Genomic DNA, 18,073 nt, shown 5'->3' on the forward strand with positions numbered 1-18,073 from the left:
GCTATACAAATTTTGCATAGCTTCTTTTAATTCTACTATTTTATAATATCATATATTAAAGGTAAATCTTTTCCCTTTGATTCTTCTATTATTATATTTTCAAGTAAATCTTTCTTTGCTTTTTCTGCTTTGTCTAAATCATTTGCATAAACATAAGCAATAACATCGCCTTTTTCTACTTTATCTCCACGCTTTTTAGTAAGTTTCATTCCAACTGCTAAATCAATAGTGCTTTCTTTAGTTGCTCTACCAGCACCAAGTTCCATAGCAATAAGTCCTAATTTTTCAGCATGTATTTTATTAATGTATCCTTCTTTTTCAGATTTAACTTCTACAATATGTTTAGCTGTAGGGAATTTTTTATAATCATCTACATAAGATTCATCTCCACCTTGAGCTTTAACAAATTCTTTTAACTTTTGTACAGCCTTTCCATTGTTTATATTTTCAAGTAAAAGTGCTCTTCCTTCTTCTTCATCTTTAACTTTTCCTGAAAGAACAAGCATATTGCTGCCTAAAGTTAATGTTAACTCTAATAAATCTTTAGGTCCATTTCCTTTTAAAAGTTCTATAGCTTCAATAACTTCTAAAGCATTTCCAATTGCAAATCCTAAAGGTTGATCCATGTCTGAAATAACAGCTATTGTTTTTCTTCCAACATTATTACCAATGTCAACCATTTCTCTTGCTAACTCTTTAGCATCTTCTGGAGTTTTCATAAATGCTCCATCTCCAACCTTTACATCAAGAACTATAGCATCAGAACCTGAGGCAATTTTTTTACTCATTATACTAGAAGCTATAAGTGACATATTGTCAACTGTTGCTGTAACATCTCTAAGGGCATATATCTTTTTATCAGCTGGTGCTAAATGTCCAGTTTGAGCTGCTAAAGCTATCTTAATATCATTTACATTTTTTATGAAATCTTCCTCTGTAAGTTGAACTGTAAAACCTTTAAAAGCTTCTAACTTATCTATTGTTCCACCAGTATGACCAAGTCCTCTACCTGACATCTTTGCAACTGGAACATGACAACTTGCAACAAGAGGTGATAAACATATTGATGTTTTATCTCCAACTCCACCTGTTGAATGTTTATCTACCTTTACACCTTTTATTTTTGAAAGATCTAATGTGTCTCCTGAATTAACCATAGACATTGTTAAATCAGCTGTTTCTCTTTTATTCATCTTATTAAAAAAGATTGCCATTAAAAGTGCTGAAGCTTGATAATCTGGGATTTCACCCTTTGTATATCCTTGAACAAAGAAATCAATTTCTTCCTTTGTTAATTCTAACCCTTTTCTTTTTTTTAAAATTACATCATACATTCTCATAAATAAAATCCTCCTTAGTTATACCATCTATTTAAATAAAATTTCAGAGAAATCTTCACCATGTGAGTCATTTGGAACATCTAAATAAGTTAATATACTCTTTCCTATATCTGAGAAAGTTTTTCTAGTTCCTATATTAACACCTTTGTTCATCTTCTTATTGTATGCAATTATTGGAATATATTCTCTTGAATGGTCTGTACTTTCTGTTGTTGGATCGCAGCCATGATCTGCTGTAATTATTAATAAATCCTCATCAGTCATCTTTTCTAATATTTCTTTAAGTCTATTATCAAAGTCTTCAATTGCTTTTCCATAACCTTCTGGATTATTTCTATGTCCATATAACATATCAAAATCTACTAAATTAGTAAATATTAATCCATCTTTTATTGTATCCATATATTCTAGAGTTTTATCTACTCCATCCATATTTCCTTTTGTATGAACTGCATCTGTAATTCCTTTTTTATTATATATATCTTCTATCTTACCTACAGCAGCTACACTTAATCCATCTTCTTTTATGTATTCTAGCATAGTTTTTGAAAATGGATCTAAAGCGTAATCTCTTCTATTTGGAGTTCTTTTAAAACTTCCTACTTCTCCAATAAATGGTCTAGCTATAACTCTACCAACTACCTTGTCTCCAACTAACATTTTTCTAGCTATTTCACACATTTTGTATAATTCATCAAGAGAAAATACATCTTCATGTGCAGCAATTTGGAATACGCTGTCTGCTGAAGTATATATTATTGGGAATCCTGTTTTAATATGTTCCTCTCCAAGTTCTTCAATTATTGCAGTTCCTGAAGCTACTTTATTTCCAAGTACTCCCTTAACTCCTGCCTTCTCAATAAATTCATCTATAATTTCTTTTGAAAAGCCATCTGGATAAGTATTTAAAGGTGTTTTAAGTACAACTCCTCCTATTTCCCAGTGACCTGTAACAGTATCCTTTCCCTTTGATTCTTCTTCTGATTTACCAAAGCCTGCAAGTGGATTTGAAACTCCTTCCAGTGTATTTACACCTTCAATATTACCAAAACCAAGTTTTTGTAAATTAGGTAAATCTAATCCACCGCATGCTTTATAAGTGTTATCAAATGTATGACTTCCTACATCTCCATATAGATTTGCATCCTTAAGCTCTCCTACACCTACACTGTCTAATACTACTAATATTGCTCTCTTCATAATTATTCTCCTTTCGAAACTACTTTTTCATCTTTTGTCATATTATATAATTATGCCCTAGGATGAGCATTTTTATAGACTAAATTAATTTTATCACTGTTTATTATTTCATAATAAGTATCCATATAAGTTAATACTTGATTTCCTAAAAGCTTTTGTACAGCTCTAACATTTGCTCCATTTTGAAGCATGTGAACAGCAAATGAATGTCTGAATGTATTAAGATTTACATCTTTTTTTATTCCAGCTCTATGAGAGTACTCTTTTACTATTCTCCATATTCCTTGCCTAGTTAATCCTTTACCATTTAAGTTCACAAATAAAGTATCAACTCCACTTTCTGCAACTTCTCCCCTAATTAAAATATATTCTTCTAAAGCTTTACCTGCACTTCTTCCTATTGGAATTAATCTTTCATAACGCTTATTATCAGTACATTTTACAAAAGAAAGATCTAAATTTACATCCTCTACATCTAAAGAAATAAGTTCTGAAACTTTCATTCCTGTTGCATACATAAGTTCTAGTAAAGCATTATCTCTTATACCTTTAACTCCATTTTTATCTACAGATTTTATTATTCTATCAACTTCCTCTATAGTAAGAATTTGAGGTAATTTTTTATTAGATTTACTACTCTTATATGTGATTTTAGGAACATCTCTTATCTTTCCTTCATTTTTTAAATACCCATAAAAACTTCTTAGACTTATTACAATACGGTTTATTGACCTTTCTGACTTTCCTTCGTCTAATAAATTTTTAATGTAATCTGTAATAACTTCGCTATCTACTTTATAAGCTTCTATATTTTTAATTTTAAGAAATTTTACAAAAAGATTTACATCAGTAACATAAGCATATACAGTGTTTTCACTTTTTTCATTATTTCGTAAGTACTCCTTATAACTCTCAATAATTTCTAACATTATTCTCTCCTACACCATTGCTAATTATATATATTCGACATTTTTTTCTAATTTCCTTCTAAATTTCTTTAGATATCCTCTTTTTTACATATAAAAATTTGTTACTATAAATTTAATAATACTTGGAGAAATATAGGTCTCTACAACTATTCCTAACACCATTATACATAGTAGTATAATTAATATATTAAGTCCTCCCTTATAAAATATTAAATTCTTTATATGAGTTTTCTTGATAAATTTTTCTTTAAATTTTGTAGTTGAAATGCTAAGGGCTATTATGCTAAGAGCAATAATGCTAGGAATATAAATTATATTTTGTGGTATTACAGAGCTTAAGGCAATTCCAAGACCCTTTCCATTAAAGGTAGTTAATAAAAATGTGAAAGTATATCCTATTGTAAATCCTTTAACTAAATCTAGTATTAATATTATTGGTGCTCCAAAAAAGGTGAAACTAAAAATAATTATAGGAATTATTAAAAATATATTCTTTTTAACAACTTCTAATAATAAAATTCCATAATCTATTGGCTTCTTTCCAATACTATTTATAAAACTTGTATAATAATTAGTTAAATCTTGTCTATCTGTAGAATTCATATACTTTACTGCATAAATACCAAGAACAATTCCAACACAAAAAAATAGTAATACTAATAGATAATATAATTTTTGTCCTTCAAAAGTCTCTCTTATTTTTTTAGCCAAAACATTCATCTTTCTATCCTCCTAAAGTTGTTATAAATAATATTATGATATTAAACTTAAATTTATTCTTATAACCTAAGGGTAAATATGTAAATAGACAAAAAAAGAAGCAATTTTCTATAAAAAATTGCTTCTTTTTAATATTTCTTTTTATTATTTATACATACATAAAGGCTGATATAGTTTTTGTATCTATAATTCTACCATCTTTAATCATCTCTTTTATTTCTTTTATTTTGTATGGTTTAACTTCTATAAATTCATCTTCATCTCCACACTTAATTCCTTTATAAAGATTAGTTGCTTTAAATATACGTATTTGCTCATCAGTAAATCCTGCACCTGTTGCTATAGTTCCTAAATATTCTATATTATCTGACTTATACCCAGTTTCTTCTTCTAACTCTCTAGATGCACAAACCTTTGGATCTTCTCCCTTTTCTAACTTTCCAGCGGGAATTTCAAGTAATACTTTATTTAAAGCTACTCTAAATTGTTCTACAAGCAACACTGTTTCTGAATCTAAAAAAGCTAGTACAGCTGAAGCTCCTGGATGTCTTATAACATCTCTATTTCCTTTATTTCCATCAGGTAGTTCTACATCTATACTTACAAACTTAAGAAAGTTCCCTTCATATTTAAGTTCTTCATTTAGTATCTTTTCATTTAAATCCATTTACTTTCTCCTTTCACAACCTACTATTTACAATAATTATATCATTTTTATTTTCTTTTACAATTTATAGATTATGATGAATACTAATATTTAATTATTTGAATTTTGATTTGAACTATCTGAATCAAAAAGCCCCTTAACCCAATTAGCAAATTTTGAAAATACTCCTTCATTTTCTTTATCTGTTTGCTTATTTTCACTATTAGCTGTTTGTTCAATATTTTCGTTAGTTCCAGTAACAACTGTATTATTTCCTAATGCCTTATCATTAGTTTGATTTATTATATCACTACTTGAATTTCCACTACTTTTACTTCCATTAAATAAGTTTTTAATATTATCCCAAAGATTTTGGAAAAATCCTGAGTCCTTAACAGCTTCTCCTGATTTTTTTAGTATATCTTGAATATTATTTCCTACCTCATTTAATGTTTTTTTCACTTCATCATAATTATAACCTTGCTTACCTATATCTACCATTAGATTTTTTAATTCCTTTTCTTGTTCTGGAGTAAGCTTAATATTATAGTTATTTGTTACATTATTTATTATATTATTAACTGCTTCTGGAGTTTTAGCCTTGTCCTTTATAACTTCTGTTTTTACATCATTAACAACTGCTGCAGCTTTATTTTTACCTATATTTGAATCTTTTGCAATATTTCCTGTTGTAACTAACTCTTTATTTGCAAGTTCCTTTTTCTCAGAGTTTAATTTTTTACCAGTTGAATCTTCAAACCCTTTTAATATTCCAGTAAGTGCACCTGTTCCTGAAACTTGAAACGGTGCCGCTGCAACTACATTTGCATCATTTATTCCTGCAGTAACTAATGTATTTGAAATCATTGAAGCTGTAACCCATGTTAAGTTAGCTGTTTTAACATTTATTCCAGATCCTTCTTTTGTAGGCTGAACATATGCACAGGATATAGTTCTATTACCAATTTCTGCTGGAGTTGCTATTCCTTTAAGCGCTTCTCTTTCTTCTTTATTATTTATAGTTAATAATTGATAAGTTCCTTCTTTAGCGTTGAAATATTTAAGCATACTTTCTTTTTGTTGTTGAGTTAAGTTAGCACCTAATGTTACAACATTAAATTGGTCTGCAAAAGCAAACATAGAACTACTAATAGTTATTATTCCTGATAATGCTATTATTCCAGCTAATTTTTTTATTTTCATTTTTATATCTCCATTTCTAATTATAATATACTACTTTATAGTATATTATAATTAGAAATCCTTAACAAAAGATTAATTTATTATTAAGGATTTCTGATTATATGGTTTTGCTTTGTTTTTTGTTTTATTAATCATCATTTACGAGTATTTTAATTAAGATTATATTTATATAAATTTTTATATTTACTCTCACTTTAAAAATATGGTCTTTTTAAATAAATCTAAAAATCTTAAACTATTATTTTTTCATATGCTAAACTATTATTTAAAAATATAAAATATATTTTATAACAAAAAAAGTACCTACCATAATATAAATTTTAATGAATAGGTACTTTTTATTTATATAGTTATCATATCTAAAAAGGTTTATTTTTTATAAGTTTTACTTGTTTTCTACTTTACTTTTATCTTTATAGGATTTAAACATTGTAATAGATGTATATAATATAACTACTATAACTAACCAAGTTAATATTTTAAGTGGTAAGCTTTTAACTAAATATGTTGCAATTAAAACTCCAATACATCCAAATATAGAAATTGCAACTGAACTTTTTGCTGCATATGCTCCTGACTTTATAAATTTAATTGAAGCAGATGGCATTAAGAAAGCACAAGATCCCATCATTATTGGAAATGCAACCTTTGGGCTCATTCCTAAGGCAAAAACTAAAGCCATACATGGTGCATATAATCCTATACCTACTGTCATTAATGCTCCTAAGAAAAAGTTAATTACTACAGCTATTACAAGTTTTCCTCCTGTTAGTCCTATATCAGTTCCACCAACTGGAAGTATTCCAAATTGTGAGAATAACATAAGTACTACAACTACTAAAAGTGAAATCCCCATTATAAGCTCTATTTTCTTTTCATCTAATTTTGATACAAATTTTGCTCCTATTGTTGCTCCTATTGTTGCAGAAATTATCATTGATATTAAAGTTGTAGGAGAAACTTCTATACTTTTTATAAATAAAAAGGCTTCAAGTATAACGGGTATTGTACATGATACATTTAATGTACCTGGAATAACTCTATCATCTGCTATTTTAAATATTTTGATAAAAGCTGTTAGTGGTCCAAAACTTCCTATACCAAGAGCATCAAAAAAGTTTGTCAAAAATCCTGAAACACTTGCTACAACAACTTTATTTTCTTCATCCTTTCTGCTTTCCTTATTCTTTACTAAATCTTTAACAAATACTACTAGAAAATATATTCCAAAGATTGCCAAAAGAGTTAGTAAAATAACTTTCATATCCATATACTCTCCTCCTATCTAGGAATTTTCTATTCTAGTACAAATCCATACTCAACTGCATCCTCGTCATCAAATAAAAGTTGATTAAATCCTGTTATGTATGCCTTACCTGTAATTTCTGGAATTACTGCATCATAATCTCCAACCTTTGTAGTTCCAAGTATTTTTCCTCTAAACATTGTTCCTAATATACTTTCATAAACAAAGTTTTCGCCAACTTTAAGTTCTCCCCTTGAATAAAGTGTTGCAAGTTTTGCACTTGTACCTGTTCCACAAGGAGATCTATCCACTTGACCTTCACCAAATATTACTACATTTTTAAATGTAGCTTCTTTATTTTGAGTAGGAGAGTATATTTCAACTAAATCAACAGTTTTTATATGTCCTAATGTTGGATGTTGAATTTCAACAGTTTCATTGATAATATCTCTTATTTTCATTCCATACTCTGTTAATCGTTGTATATTATCAGGAATAATTTCTAAATCTAAGTCACAAGCTTTTACAAGTGCAAAGAAACTTCCACCAAAAGAAATATCTACTTTTATTTCTCCAATTCCAGGAACATTTATCTTTACATCTTTTTTATATAGGAATGCAGGAACATTTTGGAATGAAACTTCTTTAGCTTGTCCATCCTCAACCTTTACTTTTGCTTTTATAAGTCCTGCTGGAACATCTAAGATTACATCAGTATATGGTTCAACTGCTTTTACGAGTCCAGTTTCAATTGCAACTGTTGCAGTTCCTATTGAACCATGTCCACACATATTTAAGTATCCGCCACCATCCATAAAGATAACACCAAGGTCTGCTTCTTCATGAGTTGGTTCAGTTATTATAGAACCAAACATGTCTTTATGTCCTCTTGGCTCATGCATTATACCTCTTCTAAAGCTATCTAAATTTTCTTCTAAATAAGCTTTCTTTTCTGCCATTGTTTTACCCTTTATATTAGGAAATCCTCCAGTTACTACCCTTGTTGGTTCGCCCATTGTATGTGAATCTACTACTTGAATTAATTTAGAAAATTTCATTTTTATTCCCCCATTCTATTCATCTTTAGTTTTAAAAGAGCTAAAGCTTTTTTAGCATCTTTTGTGGAAACGTTATTTTCTCCGACAACCTCCGTTTCTATTCCTAAAGAGCTTTTATTAAAATCTACTATAGTATCCATATATTTATTAGTTACAACAAACTTAGCTTGAGTTCCTACGAAACTAAGTCCAACAATAGGAATATTCTTTTCTCCTATTGATTCAATTGTATGTGCAAAATCAACATTGCTATTTCCCCAGCCATCTACTGATATAATTACTCCATCAGCTCTAGCTGCTTGTACAATACTTGAAACTCGCTCTCCAACAAAATATTTATCTTCATTATCTTGAGGTGTTCCAACAATTATTACTCCAAGTAAATCTATGTCTTCATCATTACTTACAACCTCTAAAAGAGGGTCTTTAAAATGATGCATAGTAGTTTCTTTTGTAGAAGGTCCTATTCCCATATTATCCCTCCTTTAATACATTGCCCTTATGGCACCATCTCTGTATTCATTAGGAGTTAACACTATAGGAACATTTCCCATATCTATAATAGATCTTGAATCAAGGGAAGAACACGGTTCTTTTGGGAATAAAGCGGTATCATACATTGCTCCTTGACCAGCAACTTGCTTAACTATAAATACTTTCTTTCCCTTTTTATTGACTTTATCTACATAATCATGTCTCTCATCACACAAAGAACCATTTAAATGTTTTAAATAATCTCTAATTTCATCTATTATTAAATCACTTGCTTTATGCATTCTAGTAATTGCAGCTCTTTTAACTCCCATTCCTTCTTTAAGAACAATGTCTATATGAATTATGAAATCCTCTTCATTAGGTGTTCCTCTTTTATTAAATTTAACTTGTTTGTTTAAAATACCCTCTGAAGAACCAAATTCTCCTATTTGTGGACCTTTATACTCAACGCCTGTAATCATTACGATAACTCCTGTTAAAACATAAGTTATTCCTTCTCCAATTTTTCCCAAAGCTTTTGTTGCTATTGGATAAAAATCTAATATAGAATTTATTTCTATATCTCTTTTTTCTTTTGGAATTATTTCTATATTTATATCTTTAATGAACTCATCATTACAGAAAATCTTTTCATTAACTAAATTCTTTCTAATATAGAGTACATTGTCTTTTATATAAGTCTTATCTGAAAACTCTACTTTATTTATATGAAAGCATTTAATTGTAAGGCTTTTTTCTCTCAATTAATACACCTTCTTTAAAAATATAAAATTTAATATATACACCTAGCCTAAAAAAAGGCTAGGTATATAATTAGGAAACTTTTAAATTAATATATATTAATATTAAATTTTAGCTTTATATTCATAAGGAAGTCTAACTATAGTTCCTGGTGTCTTAATTTCAATTAAATTCTTTAAAGCATCCCTTAAGATGTCTGTTTGCATCTTAATATTGTGAGGTTCTCCAGCATTTGCTCCCATAGGAACTAATGGAGCTACTGCTCTTGGTGTTCCAGTTTGTCGTACAACTGGTGGAAGTGCTGCTATAATTATTGTAGGAATCCCTGATTCCTCTATCGCTCTTTGTACTAATACAGAAGAACGGTGACAAGTTCCTCATCCAGCAGTTAGTATAACTCCGTCTACTCCCTCATCTTTTAATATTTTAGCTATTTTAGGGCCAGTTTCATTTTTAAATTTTTCTTGGTCTCCACCGCCTCCCATGAAGCCAACATTAGTTTCTGCTATTGCTTTAATATAACCTGCCTTTGCAAGTTCTCTTAATCTATCAATTGGGAACATGCAGTTTATATCTTTATTAACATCTGAATTATCATATCCACCATGAGATACCATAAGTTCTGAAGATGGTGTATCTCCTGGAACTAATCTAAAGGTAAAATCTCCTGCTAAATTAAATCTTTTATCACTTTTTAAATGAACTCCAGCTGCTGATGCAATTGCTATTTTCATTTCATTTAAAGGTTTAGTTACAGGTGCCCAAACTGGTGGTGGTGTTATAGGTACATATATTTCTGATTGAAAACCTTTTACAACGTTATCCATTTATCTTTCCTCCTTTTCTTATTTCTATGTTACTTACATATTTTTCATTGGCATTTGGTGATATGACTTCTGGAAAACTCATATTAAAAGCTACCTCTTGACCAACTTTCAAAGGATAATCTGTTATTAACATTCTCATTGGAACACTTAAATGTCCTAGTCTACCCTTTAAATCCATTCCTATGGATCCATCAGATATTTCAACTATTATTCCTTCCATTTTGATTATTTTATCTCCATATTTCATAGTCTATCACCTACAATCTATTTTTTATTTTTAAGAATATTTTTCTTTTCGCTTTTCACTCATAGGAATTGAAGTTTCATTTAAGGCTCTATCTATTTTTATATTATAAGTTTTTTCTATGTCCTCTAAATTGTTTTCTTTAACATTTGGATTCCACTTTCTTTCAGCCTTTTTAATTTCTTCTTCCTCCATTGCTGACTTTAACATTTCTAATGCTCTTATAGCATCTTCTTTACATAAAGTATTGCAACCTAAAACTTCATTTTCTATTCCAGCTTCTGATTTATTGTTGTCTACCATATATTTCATATACTTATTACCAACAACTAAAGCTCCTTGATTTGCACAGAATGACATTCCAACACAAGGTATACCTCTCATACCAATTTGTTCTATATGAGATGCAAAGTCTATATGGTTATTACCAAAACCTTCTGTTGTAACTACTGCTCCATCTACATCCATAAACTCTACCATCATACCTAATCTCTTAGATACATAGAATTTTTCTGCATTTACTTGAGGTGAACCTACAAATAAAACACCAGCTAAATCAACATTTTCATCATTCATAGCTTGTATTACTAATGGTTCTCTAAAGTAATGTCTTGAACATTCCTTTGATGCAGGTCCTATACAAGTTAATGCATGAATTCCTCCATCTAAAACTTCAAGAGGTGAAAGCATTACTGGAACATTTCCTATATCAACATTTGGTTTACCACCTAAAACACCAACTGGTTCAACTGGTAAAATAATATTATCATGCATAGCTCCTTGTCCCATTATTTCTTTAACTAATACAACCTTCTTCTTTCCAGGTCTTCTAAGTTCCTTTAAATGTTCTGTATTTACAACTAAAGATTCATCTGCTTTTTTAAGAGCTTCTCTAATTTCTTGAGTTATAAAATCAGTTGCTGTATGTGCAGCTATAGGTCCTGGTCTTTCCATATTAGTTCCTTCTGCAATAGTAACATTTGTTTTTATGAAAATATCTCCCTTATCTGGACATCCTGGTCTATTCCAAATAATATTTTCTTCTAATATACCTTCTGATGAACCAAATTCTCCAATTTGAACTCCATTATCATCAGTACCAGTTACCATCATAATTACTCCATCTATAATTCTTGTAGTTCCTGAACCTAACTCAAAATCGCCCTCTTTAGTAGCTATTGGTTGTACGTCCATTATTGTATTTGAATAAGTATTATATTTATCTGGAGTTATTATATCTATTTCTATTTTGTGAACTAAATCTTTAACCTTAACTGCATCATCACAAATATTCTCTCTAATATATAAAGTTGTTCCATCTATTTTAGTTTCTTTTCCAAATTTTACTTCATCTATTTTAAAATGTTTCTTAGTTAATTCTCTTACTACCCTTGGTTCTTCATCTTTAACATTTTTTATAACTTCATTTACAACTTTCTTTTCTTCAGTTTCTAAAGAAGGTTTTTTTGAAACATTTTTAGAATTATTTTGTGAAATTCTTTGATTTGCCATACCTAAATTCATTGGTACTTCAATATCAATACCCTTTCCTTCTGCAATTTTAATCTTAAGCACTGAAGGTATTATCTGGTCCTCTTCTTCTTCTTCACATTCACAATAATCTTCTTCAAATCCTTCTAACATTTTTTTAGTTATAGGAGTTAAAGCTTCTGTGTCTTTTAATAGTTTCTCACCAATTACATCTTCTACATTTAGAATAGAATTATCTAATTTAATAAGAAGTGAATCTTCTAATTGGTCAAAATACATTGGATTTTCTAAATCCTCTTTATTTATAATATCCCCTGCCTTTTTGTTGATTTTTAAGACAGCTTTATAACCCTCTACCTTTTCTTCCTCTGGTTTACTATTATTATTTTCCTCTTCTGCTACTTTAACACCTTCTAATAAGTCCGGAGTTAAAGGAGTTAAAGAATCAATAGTTTTAAGCAATTTTGCTCCTATAACTTGGTATACCTTTAAACAATCATCTGGTATTGTTAAAAGTCCAGAATCAACTAAGTCTGGGAATATATCTGGATCCTCTAAATTTTCAGCAGCTAAAATTGTTCCTTCTTCAGTTCTGCAACAAACTATTGCAACTTCATCTCTAACTTCTTCTGCATGCTCTTTAGTCATTGACATACTCTGTCCCCTCCTTTTTTAATCATCAATTTTTAATCTTCTTGTTAACTTATGGTCAACTGTTCTAAATACATGATCTGTATGATGGTATACTGGAAGTCCAAGTTTTGGTGCACAATTCATAACTGTATTTGTACAATCACAACAGTTTGAAATTAATAATCTTTCTGCACCCATTTTCTTAAATTTTAAAACTACAGCAGCTTGTCCTGGACAATCTCCTGGTGTTTTGCATTTTAAAGAATTTTTAACATGAACTACATTTTTACATTCTAAAACACCAACTACATCAGCATGCATTTTAGAAGCTAAATCCCTTAGTCTATCTTCATTTGCACCACATGCACAAACTAATAAACCAAGTTTGCCTTTAAATTCTGGAATTTCTATTGTAACTATTGCTCCTCCAGAAACTTTAGTTACAACTGCTTCTTCTAAATTTTCAGCTTTTCCTGTATATGGTCCACCTATAATGACCTCACCATATTTTCCATCAATTCCTCCAGCTTCTTCTATAAGATCTAAAATTTTTGTTCCAATTGGAACTTGGAAAAATACTTTTGTATCCTTTCCAGTTTTTAATTTTCCTGCAATTGAAACATCTTTATCTATACAAGGTTTTAAATCTTCAACAGCTCTTGTAATATTAGATAAAGTTTCTGCATTTAAAACTACACAGTTAGCTGCAATTGGTAATTGATCTGGTCCTAGCCACTTTCCAAATATTCCATGAATTAAAGCTCTTTCTTCTCCCATTGGATATATGTCTTGGAATTCCCTTATTTCAATATTATCAATGTTGTTTTCCTTTAAATATTCTTTTATTGATTTTATAGCTTTTTCATTTTTAGCCTTTATTCCAATAAAAGCTTTATTAGAGTTAGTAGCTTTCATTGCATAGTTTATTCCTCTTACTACAACCCCAGGATCTTTTTCTAGTAATGCTATGTTATGGTTTAATATAGGTTCACATTCAATGCAATTTGCAATTATATATCCATCAGGTATATCTGATTTTAGTTTAATATATGTAGGAAAGCCTGCGCCTCCTGCACCAACTATTCCAGCTTCATATACCGTATCTACAATTGAATCACATTTTTTTATCTTTACATATTCACTACTTTGTTCTACTTCACCTTCAATTAATATTTCTTTATCATTTACTTCTTTAACTACTCCAGTAACACTACTATGAATTCTTGCTCCTAAGCCTTTTGTAGGTTCTGCTATACATTGACCTCTTTTAACTTCATCATCAACTTTGATAATTGGTTCACATGGAACTCCCACATGCATCTTTAATGGTAATTTAAAAATTTTTGCCATTTCTTTTCACCTCCTTATTTATACTTCATATATTAATTAAAGCAACTTTAATGCCAAAAGCATGGATATTCCTTGTAAAGCCATTAACTGCAACAAAAACCCATGTTTTAAACATTAATTTAAAAACATGGGTTTTTGTTTATTTTGTATAAAATTTTGACATTTTTTTAATTTTTTATTTATATTATTAAATAAAACTTGATATGTACCACTTCTACAACGTTGTTAAATTTTAGACACATTTGTCTGGAATTTAACACTCTTTTTTACATAAATTTATATTGCCTAAGTTTATAATAAAGAGTTGTCCTTTTTAAATTTAAAAGCTTGGCAGCCTTAGTCTTATTACCATTTGTTTTTACCATAGCTTCTTTTATTAATTCATATTCTAATAATTCCTTTCTTTTCTCTAAATCAAATTTATTTTCTAAAGTTAGAGAATTTTTTAACTTATTTTCTTCAAAATAATCTAATATATATTTAGGTATACTATCTTTGTTTATAATTCCGTCATTAGATAGTATAACCATTCTCTGGACTATATTTTTAAGCTCTCTTATATTACCTTCCCATTTGTATTTAGATAATATTTCATATACATCCTCTGATAAAAAATTAATATTTATATTTTCATCCTCACTTACTTTCTTTGTGAAGTAATTTATAAATTCTCTAATATCCTCTCTTCTTTCCCTAAGAGAAGGTAACTTTATTCTAATAACTGCTAATCTAAAATATAAATCTTCCCTAAATTCTTTATCTTTTATAGCCTTTTCTAAATCTTTATTAGTAGCTTCAATAACTCTTACATCTGTACGTATTGGTGTTTCACTTCCTAATCTATAAAATACACCATCTTGAAGTACTCTTAATAATTCACTTTGCATAGAAAGGGGCATCTCACCTATTTCATCTAAAAATAATGTTCCGTTATTTGCAAACTCAAACATTCCCTTTTTCCCATTTTTCATAGCTCCAGTAAAGGCTCCTCCTACATATCCAAAAAGCTCACTTTCTAAAAGATTTTTTGGTATTGCACTACAATTAACAGCTATAAATGGTCCTTTTCTTCCACTACATTTATGTATTTCCTTTGCTATAACTTCCTTTCCTGTACCACTTTCACCTGTTATTAAAACTGAAGCTGAACTAGTTGCAACCTTCTGAACTACATTTAATATGTCAATTATTTTTTTACTTTTTCCAATAACATATGGAAATGTATAATTATTTGATATTTCTCTATTAAAAGCTCTATTTAAAATTTCTATCTCTTCAGTTGCATCCTTTAATTTACAATATAAATCCTCTATTTCTGTTATATCTCTATCTGTTGATACAGCAGCTATTAAATCATTATTATCATCAAAAATTGGTATTGCACTTAATATTACTTTTTTACCCTTAATTGGTTCATTTTTAACATTTTCTATTGCTTTTTTATCCTTTAATACTTTATCTATTATAGGTTCATCAAAACATTCATTTATGTACTTATTTATAATATCTTCTGATTTTAAGTTATAAAGTTTCTCTGCACTTTTATTAAAATAAAGAATCTTTCCTTCTTTATTACATATACATACAGCCTCATGTATATTATCTAAAATATTTTTTTGAAAATTTAATATATAACTTATATACTTATTAGAAAATTTAATTAGATCATTAAGATAAACCATCCCAACAATTTCTTTATTCTCTGTTACAGGTAATCTTTTTATATTATACTTTTCCATAATATTTCTAGCACTGTATACATTTTCATTTATTTCTACTGTAAGTACATCCTTTGTCATATATTTCTCAATTATATTATTTTTATTATCTTTTATTGCATTAGTTAAATCTGCTGTTGTAAATATTCCTAAGATTTTTTTATTTTCTACAATTAATATTTCACCCAAACTATTAATTACCATCTTTTCAATTACAGATTTTAAAGAGTCATCTTTACTACATGTTATAAATTTCTTACTCATTATTTTTCTTATAGTGTTTGATAAGTTATCTAACTCCATATGTTATTTCCCCTTTATTCATTTTTATACCTAATTATATAAATTAAATTTTATATCTTTATTTTAGCATTATCAATTTGAATAGTTATCCTTTAAAAATCTCTTCTAAACTTAATGATTTATAAAAAATAACTTCTTTTAATTAATTAATAAAAAAATCATAATTTTCAAAGATTTCAATTTAAAAATTATGATTTTAATTTATATTTTGCTAAATTTATTTATGCAACTAAGTAAAGTTTATTCAATACCACTTTTATTTCTAACCTTATACCTTATACTAATTTTATCATATTTCATAATTAAGGTCATTATATGGATTTTTTAAAACATATTTTTAGTAGATATTTGTAGCTCCTTAAAATTTAACCTAGTAAAAAATATTATATTAAAAAAGAGCAGCATAATAAACTACTCTTAATATCACTTAATTATTTATCATAGAAATATAATACACTCTTTGCAAATTCATCATAATCTTTATTATTATCTTTATCTCCAAAATAATACAAAATGCTCTTTGCAAACTCATCATATTCTTCATCTTTTTGTGTATTATCTAATAAATCTAATCTATCTTTTATATGATTAAATAATGAATCGCAATCATTACTTTCTATTTGGACTTTTTTATTGTCCTTTGTATAAATAATTACTGTTTTATTATCATTAAAAATTCTAGATATATTTGAAACTGGCATAACTTTTTCTATATTTTTATAATATAGGATTAATGAATGGTACTCTAATTCAATTTCTACATCCCTATTTTCATATATTCCATTTCCTTTATAAAGTATCTCTTGACTATAATCCTTACTTAAAACCATATTTAAAGTACTCATACCTTTAAATCCATCTCCCTATCATTAGTTCTTTACTGTGTTTTCATTATACTACATATGATTATTCAAGAAAATATTGGTAAACTTTTAACGATTATTTTTAATATTATTTGTCCATATAAAATTCATCAGTATATTATAAATTAATAATTATTAGCTTTCCCTTACCTTAAAAGCCCTTTTATAAACTTATAAAATATACAATATTATATTTGTAATTTTTTATAAATACAGCCTAGTCAGCATTTACGCAAAATATTTTTATAATATAATGAATTAAGTTCATTGTTTATTAATACAAACTTTAAAGTTATATATAATAATTTCTTTAAAAGTTTTTAATTTAAATACTATTTTAAGTATTTTTGTATTTTTTTAGAAATAGTTGATAAACTTTTATCAAGATTTAAATTACATTATAATTTTATCTTTTTTAATCGTAAAATTTATAAAAAATTTAGTATTATCTTACTTTTAATTGCTATATAATAAAGATACATATGAATTGTAATTAATTACATATATTATTTTCTTAACTTTAAGATCTATTTCTTTTTATCAATTAAAATCATAAGAAGGTGAAAAAATGATAAAAATAGCAACAGTTAATGATATAGAGAGCCTTGTACAGCTTAGAATAAAACTACTTAAAGAAAGTAATTCAAATATTAACCCTTTCAATTTAAATAATTATTGTGAAATATTAGAAAAATACTATAGAGAAAATTTATTAAATCATAAAGTTATTGCTTTTTTAGCATTAGAAAATAATATTGCAGTTGCAATAAGCATTATGTGTTTTTATACTATTTGCCCCTCACCTTTTAATCTAGATGGGAAAATGGCTTTACTTACAGATATGTATACTATTCCAGAATACAGAAATAAGGGATTAGGAACTTCCCTTTTTAAAACTATTATGGAATATACAAAAAATTTAGGATATAGAAAAGTTACTTTAAATGCTACTGATTCTGGAAGAAAACTATATGAAAAATATGGTTTCAAAAATTTAAAAGGAGAAATGTTTTATAAATTTACTATTTAAAAAAAGAAGTAAAATAATAAATTTTATAAAATTCAT

15 protein-coding genes and 1 pseudogene are annotated in these 18,073 nt (G+C 27.8%); 1 reads left to right on the forward strand and 15 read right to left on the reverse strand.

Translation table 11 applies throughout. From position 1 onward, the window contains the following. Window positions 1–35: 35 nt before the first annotated feature. The 15 genes and pseudogenes from J2S18_RS05435 to J2S18_RS05505 all read right to left on the reverse strand — a co-directional run bounded on the left by J2S18_RS05435 (window position 36) and on the right by J2S18_RS05505 (window position 16,989). Window positions 36–1,340, reverse strand: a complete 1,305-nt coding sequence (locus J2S18_RS05435; RefSeq protein ID WP_307484268.1) for a pyrimidine-nucleoside phosphorylase — start codon at window positions 1,338–1,340, stop codon at window positions 36–38. A 27-nt stretch (window positions 1,341–1,367) separates the two neighbouring features. Continuing rightward, window positions 1,368–2,540, reverse strand: a complete 1,173-nt coding sequence (locus J2S18_RS05440; protein WP_307484271.1) for a phosphopentomutase — start codon at window positions 2,538–2,540, stop codon at window positions 1,368–1,370. Window positions 2,541–2,590: 50 nt separating this feature from the next. Further along, on the reverse strand, window positions 2,591–3,469 hold the full coding sequence (locus J2S18_RS05445) for a tyrosine-type recombinase/integrase (protein ID WP_307484273.1): 879 nt from the start codon (window positions 3,467–3,469) through the stop codon (window positions 2,591–2,593). Between the two features lie 84 nt (window positions 3,470–3,553). Then, window positions 3,554–4,189, reverse strand: coding sequence for a stage II sporulation protein M (spoIIM, locus tag J2S18_RS05450; protein WP_307484276.1), 636 nt, complete (start codon window positions 4,187–4,189; stop codon window positions 3,554–3,556). A gap of 148 nt (window positions 4,190–4,337) precedes the next feature. Beyond that, on the reverse strand, window positions 4,338–4,856 hold the full coding sequence (locus J2S18_RS05455) for an NUDIX hydrolase (RefSeq protein ID WP_307484278.1): 519 nt from the start codon (window positions 4,854–4,856) through the stop codon (window positions 4,338–4,340). 90 nt (window positions 4,857–4,946) lie between these two features. Next, entirely contained in the window at window positions 4,947–6,038 is a 1,092-nt protein-coding gene (locus J2S18_RS05460; protein WP_307484281.1) for a DUF1002 domain-containing protein, read from the reverse strand. 385 nt (window positions 6,039–6,423) lie between these two features. Continuing rightward, complete coding sequence (locus tag J2S18_RS05465) at window positions 6,424–7,302, reverse strand: TSUP family transporter (protein WP_370873766.1); 879 nt, start codon at window positions 7,300–7,302, stop codon at window positions 6,424–6,426. 32 nt (window positions 7,303–7,334) lie between these two features. After that, window positions 7,335–8,342 (reverse strand): proline racemase, encoded by a 1,008-nt coding sequence (locus J2S18_RS05470; protein WP_307484287.1) that lies wholly within the window; start codon window positions 8,340–8,342, stop codon window positions 7,335–7,337. 2 nt (window positions 8,343–8,344) lie between these two features. Further along, window positions 8,345–9,580, reverse strand: a pseudogene (gene prdD, locus J2S18_RS05475) (proline reductase cluster protein PrdD). 102 nt (window positions 9,581–9,682) lie between these two features. Next, window positions 9,683–10,405 carry a D-proline reductase (dithiol) protein PrdB gene (gene prdB, locus J2S18_RS05480; RefSeq protein ID WP_307484289.1) on the reverse strand — a complete coding sequence of 241 codons (723 nt, stop codon included), beginning with the start codon at window positions 10,403–10,405 and terminating at the stop codon, window positions 9,683–9,685. Then, on the reverse strand, window positions 10,398–10,652 hold the full coding sequence (locus J2S18_RS05485; protein WP_307484292.1) for a CBO2463/CBO2479 domain-containing protein: 255 nt from the start codon (window positions 10,650–10,652) through the stop codon (window positions 10,398–10,400). Before J2S18_RS05485 ends, prdB begins: the two co-directional genes overlap by 8 nt. Window positions 10,653–10,682: 30 nt before the next feature. Further along, the gene (gene prdA / locus J2S18_RS05490; RefSeq protein ID WP_307484295.1) at window positions 10,683–12,794 is read right to left on the reverse strand and encodes a D-proline reductase (dithiol) proprotein PrdA; all 2,112 of its coding nucleotides are present in this window, start codon (window positions 12,792–12,794) and stop codon (window positions 10,683–10,685) included. A gap of 18 nt (window positions 12,795–12,812) precedes the next feature. Next, the gene (prdC, locus tag J2S18_RS05495) at window positions 12,813–14,123 is read right to left on the reverse strand and encodes a proline reductase-associated electron transfer protein PrdC (RefSeq protein WP_307484297.1); all 1,311 of its coding nucleotides are present in this window, start codon (window positions 14,121–14,123) and stop codon (window positions 12,813–12,815) included. 266 nt (window positions 14,124–14,389) lie between these two features. Further along, window positions 14,390–16,144, reverse strand: a complete 1,755-nt coding sequence (locus J2S18_RS05500; protein WP_307484300.1) for a sigma 54-interacting transcriptional regulator — start codon at window positions 16,142–16,144, stop codon at window positions 14,390–14,392. Window positions 16,145–16,575: 431 nt separating this feature from the next. Next, the gene (locus J2S18_RS05505; protein ID WP_307484303.1) at window positions 16,576–16,989 is read right to left on the reverse strand and encodes a hypothetical protein; all 414 of its coding nucleotides are present in this window, start codon (window positions 16,987–16,989) and stop codon (window positions 16,576–16,578) included. Window positions 16,990–17,575: 586 nt separating this feature from the next. Between J2S18_RS05505 and J2S18_RS05510 the strand changes: the two genes are divergently transcribed. Next, the gene (locus J2S18_RS05510) at window positions 17,576–18,037 is read left to right on the forward strand and encodes a GNAT family N-acetyltransferase (protein WP_307484306.1); all 462 of its coding nucleotides are present in this window, start codon (window positions 17,576–17,578) and stop codon (window positions 18,035–18,037) included. Window positions 18,038–18,073 lie beyond the last annotated feature (36 nt).

Origin of the sequence: Eubacterium multiforme, assembly GCF_030813415.1 — a bacterium.
Classification (GTDB): Bacteria; Bacillota; Clostridia; order Clostridiales; family Clostridiaceae; genus Clostridium; species Clostridium multiforme.